Here is a 6,401-nt window from a genome sequence, read left to right as displayed (position 1 = left end):
ATAGATAAACTTAGGCGTTTCATCGTTATCTCCTAGATAAGATGGTGAGTGTATGACCATCTTACCGAATGAAAAACTAAATAATAAACAATAACTATCACTTATGGTTTTTAAAAGCGTGTAAATGCAAGTTTAAGTCATAAAATACCGATATAGCTAATGACGGTGAAGTATTCATAATTAAAAAAACGAATTCCTATCAAAGTCATCATTACACTAGGATGTTAACCATTTTCAAATCTTTAGAGGATCTCTATATTCATCTAAAAATCAAAAGTACGCTAGCCTCGTAGCCCTCAACACAATCACCAACAGCCAGCTAAATATCAATTACTTAGAAAGAAACCCTTGTTTATTAATCGCACTTAGCATGAAGGGTCTCGCCTCTTTGTTCAGGGTTTCCGTTATTTGATCTGACCAAGAAACCTGTTTGTTATTGCTCGAGCGAGAGCCGTAATACTCTCTAATATGCTGGTCATATCGTGCTAAGACATCAAAATCTAATGCCTTATAACTGTCTTGATGCACCACTATCGACTGCGGTAAACGCGGCTTAGACTCTGGTGCTTTAGCAGCATAGCCTAAACACAGTCCAAATAACGGCATCACATGCTTTGGAAGGTTTAACAGCTGTACCACTTTGTCAGGGTTATTACGGATACCACCAATAAAAACGCCACCGAGGCCAAGTGATTGCGCTGCCAACAATGCGTTTTGCCCCATCAAAGCAGTATCGATTGCTCCGATAAGTGTTTGCTCACAAAAGCCCAGTTGCGCTTGCGGGTTTATCTGCTGATGACGATTAAAATCAGCGCAAAAGACAAAGAACTCTGCCGCGCTAGCAACATAAGGTTGGCCACCAGCGTATTCAACCAACTTGTCTCTCGATGCTTTAGCGGTAACCCGAATAATACTGGTGCATTGAATAAAACTTGAGGTCGATGCTGCGATAGCACAATTTAAAATCTGTTCCAGTTTATCGGCTTCAATCGCTTGCTCGGTAAAGTGCCGTATAGAGCGGTGTTGTAATATGGTATCTATCGTTGAGTTCATAGTCGCTTCGCTTTTCATTACGTTACCACTAGCCTACTGGTCCTTTACGTTATGAGCAATTGAAAATAAGCAGTGACGTAGATTCAGCCTGCAACATTAAATCTAAACAATAGAAAATATTAAAAATCTTCAGAATCAACCATATTGGCAACAACTCTACCATTAGCTTAACCTATATTAATTGTACTTAATGTTATTGACCCTCTACCGCCATCAAGACTAGTTTGTATTGATACGGCTAACTAATGACTTCGCATTACAGCATCAAGCCGGTGTGAATAGAAATAAAATATAGCTGTTACCTCCCCGAATCAATCGCCTGAAAGATGTACCTTAGTACAGGAGAAAGCCCTATGAGAAACCTAGATCTATATAGCACCGCATCTATCGACCACTTACTTTGGTCGACCGATGAAGATAAAACGCAGCTAAACTCGCCAGCATTGAGTATTTTTACCGACTTTAACCATTCTCAACCTATGGTCATCGACGCAGCAACAAGCGCAATAGACACTTCAAATGTAATGGATAAGACGCATGCATTTATGCGGTTAGTGGTCGACAAAGATAATCAATTCCTCGGCGTGATAACTAAGCATGAGCTACTCCACCGTAAAATGGTAAAGCTAGCCAACAAGTTTGCTTGCAGTATTGAGGAGTTATTAGTGACCGATATGATGATCGCTAGAGATCAATTATCGGCACTGGATTACCAGCAACTATCAACGGCAAACGTCAGTGATGTTGTGCGATCCTTACAAGAGAATGGCTTACATCACATGCTAGTCATTGACCACGAGCAACATCATATTCGAGGATTAATCGCATCAAATGATGTTGCACGCAAACTTAAAGTCCCCATTAATATCGAATTACCACCTTCGTTTATGCATATTTTTAAAACCGCTATTTAGCTTAGCGACGAATGAGTTTCTCATCGATTTAGCTAGCCACCCTTTGGGGTGGCTGTTTTTGTATTAAACTGTAGCATTCGAAATAGAAAAAGCATCCTCAGTACTTGCTGCTAATCATTAGAATGTCATTATTCATCCGTAAGAGACCATGGCTTTTCTCCTTAATCTTCTAGCGAGAAATATATTTTAGAAACCATAAACTCTGCAATTAAGATCCCAAATACAAGTGCAAAGAATGCCACGATTCCATCCGCAGGACCTGTAAACTGAATGCTGTCTCCAAAGACCAAGTTAATGGCTTCTAGCATTATAAATTTAGAACCAAATAAAATAGCCCAAGTAGTAAAAGCTCGGTAAAACTTCGGTGCCCGACCCGGTTTAGTCTTAAAATATTCAGCAATCGCATGTTCTGCCGCAATTGTTAGCTTCAATAATAGCTGTAATAAAATAGCCACTAATAGCGAAATAGAAAAAGACTCTAGCGTGATGTATTCCCAAAACTCATTGAATAAATTAAGCACCGTGAGATCCACTAACACAGCCAACGTATAACCAACAAATAAACGCTGCGGCGTATTAAAACCGTATTCTTTTATCGGGGTGGCCAGCGTCGGCTTAGTCTTTATTGGCTCTGTTTGTTGGGTCATTTATCAGCCTCGCTCATTTAGTTAATGAATTTTTTGCTACTTTTATAAGCTAACACCAACTCACCACATTTCAAGATAATTAGACAAACCTCAGCCATAACGCCTACGATATAGAACGAGAAAGTTAACCTATGTAGGATATTGACTACTGTAATAGAAAGACTAACCTGATCAGTAAAAATGAAGGGCTTAAAAATGAAAAAAGTAACGCCCATCGTTCCTTTGATTAAATCTCAATATGCGATCGCTTTCGTCGACATACTCAAACAGATAGATAGTGATATCTATCCCACCATCGCAAAAGCCCAACTTCCAGAAAACATCCTAGAGCCTGATCACGACTATGTACCGCAACTGCCACTGATTAATCTACTGCGTATTATCGGTGAAAAGGCAGGCCCAAATAGATACAGCCAACTCATATGGCAAGTATGCCGACAAGTACTTGTTCCTAGTTATGCTGAAAAACTCAAATACGCTAAAACTCTTGAGCAGGCTATCGAAGAGTTCTCGGTATTTTTTAATCAAGAATCAACCCACTCAACGGTCAAGTTGCGGCACTTAGTCGGTCGGCATTGGTTAATTAGAGAGCATAACTTTAATATAGAGAAGCTCTTGGATTTCAGAGAGCTGTTCATCCTAACCTTTATGATTGAGCTCATTCGTAACTTAACCAAGCGTGAGTGGTCTCCAGCCGAGATAGTGCTAACCTCTGATAATGCTGATGAACTAAAAAAGTCATTACTCGTTGAAGATTCAATTTTTTATGTCAATCGCAGTGTTATTGCTATCTCCTTAACCTCAGCAGAACTCGCACAGCCAATATCGCTAAAATTAGGCTGGCATGAAGCTAAACCCAGTGAGCCACGCAGGCCAACTCAGTTTGTTGACTCATTAAAGCAAGCGCTCAAACCTTATTTGGGTTTAGGTAGGCTCTCCATTGAGTCTGCCGCCGACATATTGGGCATGAACGTCAGAACACTTCAGCGCCGTTTAAAAGCAGAAAAAGCCAGTTATTCAAACATCGTCGAGAACGTGTTGTTCACTCAGGCCTGTGAAATGATGACCGATGGCAATATTCCGATTACCCGCATAGCTTCTTCACTTGGTTACTCAGATCTAGCCCATTTTTCTCGAGCCTTTAAGCGGATAACAGGCCAATCCCCCCGCGCCTATCGTAAGCAATTCCAGCTGCTCATTTAAGTCACTTATATAAATTGCTCACATGAGTAAGGCAGTAACTATAACCCTGCGGTTATGAGCGTAAGTTGACGGTAATAATACCAATATTGGATTAGTTGTCATTTTAGGGTTATGCTGCAAGCGTTATCTTTACTGTAGAACTTCGCCTGAAATCATGCATTGAATATAACGGGAACCTGCAATTGAAGCCTCTACTTGCTTATAAATCACTAATTTCAATCGGCTGCGCCGCTGTGCTTGCAAGCGCTCCTTTATCCTCTTTAGCATCTCAATGGCATGTTGGTTTAGATAACGATGTTGTGATTGGCGATGATGGGGATTACTCCAACGGTATTGCCATTAGCTGGCAAGCAACGCCTCAACATGACTTCTCTAACGCATCTTGGCCTTTTAACTGGCAGAGCCTATTACTTTTTCCACAACAGAGTAATACTAGCCAATGGGGCGCAAACCTATATCAACGTATGTGGACGCCTATAGAGATAAAACATGACTTTGAGCAACCTTTTGACCGCCCTTATGCTGGGCTGTTAGAGCTTGAGAGCTTCAGCGGAATCTATGGCGATGATTTCGCACAAAAGAACTGGTTTGCAGTCGGTGTTATGGGCCCAGCCTCTGGCGCAGAAGCGACTCAGGAGTTGGTGCATAAGCTCACCTCATCTACCGCGCCACTGGGCTGGCAGTATCAAATCGAAACGGAAATGACGTTTCAGTTTGCCTATGAAGCAGACATGCTATTGCTACGGCAGCAGGCTTTTGAAGACAGCCAATGGGAACTTAGTGGTCACAGTTATACACAATTAGGTAATTTCCGTACCGAATCAAATCTAGGCTTAACCTTACGCTGGGGAGATGACTTGAACCAGTCTTTCGGGCAGATCAGCAGCCATGCTGGACACTACGGTCAATACAGTGTTTCAGCCAGAGAAGGTGGCAGCTGGACCGTTTTTGCAAGAGCACAAGCGGGTTACCGTCTGAATGACTTGAGTATCGAAGGCGATTTGCCTTATGACTCCTATATTCAAATGAAACATCAGCAAGCGAGCGCGAGCACCGGCGTTATCTGGGCCTTTCCCGGCTGGTCAGTTAGCTGGAGTTTTGATTTATATAGCAAAGAATATGAATCGGACCCACAAGACTGGCATGGTTACGGCGTGATCAGTTATAGCTGGCTGATGTAACGCCTATATGTGCGATAAAAAGTGGCCAGGTTAACCCGGCCACTTTCGACAATCCATATCACAGCTTAACGCTGTTCATTATTTATCGGCCTCAACCCAATGCAATACATCCTTAATGACTGACCAACGGGCTGTTTGGGGTTTAGCGTTTTCACCCAAAATCCAATAGTTGTAGAGAGTATCGACATAACCGGATGATTTTTGGATCTCAAGCCAACTATTGAGGAATGTTTGCAACGAAGCATTGTCTCTTGCGACCGCATACGATGCGGGGAATGACTTAATCTCTTCTCGATTATAAAGCGTGGTGTATTCTGGGTACAAAATAGTCCAGGTCTTACCCGCTTCAAGGCTGATCATTAACCCATCCCATGTTTTGCCATCATCTTCAAAGAACAAACGGTCAGATTGAATCATTTCAAACTCAAAGTTGGGAAACTTCTCTTCAAGCTGAGGAATAATAGAATAGCTGCCTACCGACGCTATTTTAATCGTGCCCGCCTGGCGCAACATTTTATCGGTTTTGAATTCATCGGCTCGATGATCTTTCACCACAAATGAGTAATGAAGATTTAGCACTGGAGTGGTAAAACCGACGAACTCTATCCGCTTCGTGGTCATTTGCAACCCTGAAATGGCAATATCGAACTGACCTTTATTGATGGCACTCAATACGTTACCAAAGGTATAAGGCACAAACGCAATTTTGACTTCCATTTCCGCCGCCAGCTTTTTCATTAATTCAACATCAAATCCGACGAGTTGATCTTGCGCATTATAAAAAGAAAATGGGACTTGGATGGGGTTATATCCGACTCTTAATATGCCACTTTCTCTTATCGCTTCTAAGTCTCTTGGGCCCGTTGCTTGTGCCAATTCGTCCCATCTAAAGGCGGTGACCTGATCGGGAACCTTCTCTGCTGCGCTCATCTGAGCCACCACTTCATCCATGTTGTATTCAGTATTAACGATACTACTGAGTAGCCAGCTAGACGCTAATAAGCTGACGCCGAATACCACTGGTGTTAATGCGCTATACATAATTAATCTTGCCATGCTGACTTTTGCAATGCCGACCAGCATCGCGGTACCACCCACGGCAAGAATGAATATATTCATCGCCGCTAGCAATGAGGTAAAGCGGCTAGTAAATAAGCTCGACACCATATAAAGCTGAAATAGATCCGATGACAGCTCAAGTGAATCGAGCAGCATTGGAATGGTTAAATATACACTACCAAATAGACTAATTAGGCCATTTATCGACATAGGTACATAAGTTAAAAAATCAATATCTTCACCTGAAAACCAAGCGGCAAACAGCACAAAAACAATGGTCAATAACTTACCCAGATTAGGAAAACTAAAGACTACAGGGATAATAATATTGGCATAGTCATCTG

6 protein-coding genes are annotated in these 6,401 nt (G+C 41.9%); 3 read left to right on the top strand and 3 right to left on the bottom strand.

Going from position 1 to position 6,401, the window contains the following annotated elements:
• Positions 1 to 330: 330 nt before the first annotated feature.
• On the bottom strand, positions 331 to 1,071 hold the full coding sequence (gene nfsA / locus CXF82_RS10670) for an oxygen-insensitive NADPH nitroreductase (RefSeq protein WP_308304382.1): 741 nt from the start codon (positions 1,069 to 1,071) through the stop codon (positions 331 to 333).
• Positions 1,072 to 1,406: 335 nt separating this feature from the next.
• Here nfsA and CXF82_RS10665 point away from each other — a divergent pair, with 335 nt between their 5' ends.
• Entirely contained in the window at positions 1,407 to 1,967 is a 561-nt protein-coding gene (locus CXF82_RS10665; protein WP_102044184.1) for a CBS domain-containing protein, read from the top strand.
• A gap of 161 nt (positions 1,968 to 2,128) precedes the next feature.
• Here the strand turns inward: CXF82_RS10665 and CXF82_RS10660 are convergent, their stop codons facing one another.
• Positions 2,129 to 2,614, bottom strand: coding sequence for a hypothetical protein (locus CXF82_RS10660; RefSeq protein WP_180961200.1), 486 nt, complete (start codon positions 2,612 to 2,614; stop codon positions 2,129 to 2,131).
• 195 nt (positions 2,615 to 2,809) lie between these two features.
• On the opposite strand from CXF82_RS10660, the gene CXF82_RS10655 reads away from it, so the two are divergent.
• On the top strand, positions 2,810 to 3,817 hold the full coding sequence (locus CXF82_RS10655; RefSeq protein ID WP_180961199.1) for a helix-turn-helix domain-containing protein: 1,008 nt from the start codon (positions 2,810 to 2,812) through the stop codon (positions 3,815 to 3,817).
• Between the two features lie 182 nt (positions 3,818 to 3,999).
• Positions 4,000 to 4,998: a lipid A deacylase LpxR family protein gene (locus CXF82_RS10650; protein WP_101090643.1), complete on the top strand. Its 999-nt coding sequence runs from the start codon at positions 4,000 to 4,002 to the stop codon at positions 4,996 to 4,998.
• Positions 4,999 to 5,076: 78 nt separating this feature from the next.
• Here CXF82_RS10650 and CXF82_RS10645 read toward each other — a convergent pair.
• A partial coding sequence (locus CXF82_RS10645; RefSeq protein ID WP_145991683.1) for a substrate-binding periplasmic protein occupies positions 5,077 to 6,401 on the bottom strand: 1,325 nt, incomplete at its 5' end.

Source organism: Shewanella sp. GutDb-MelDb, assembly GCF_002836075.1.
Lineage (GTDB): Bacteria > Pseudomonadota > Gammaproteobacteria > Enterobacterales > Shewanellaceae > Shewanella.
The sequence above is the reverse complement of the archived record's forward strand: the minus strand, read 5'-3'. Positions and strand labels throughout refer to the sequence as shown.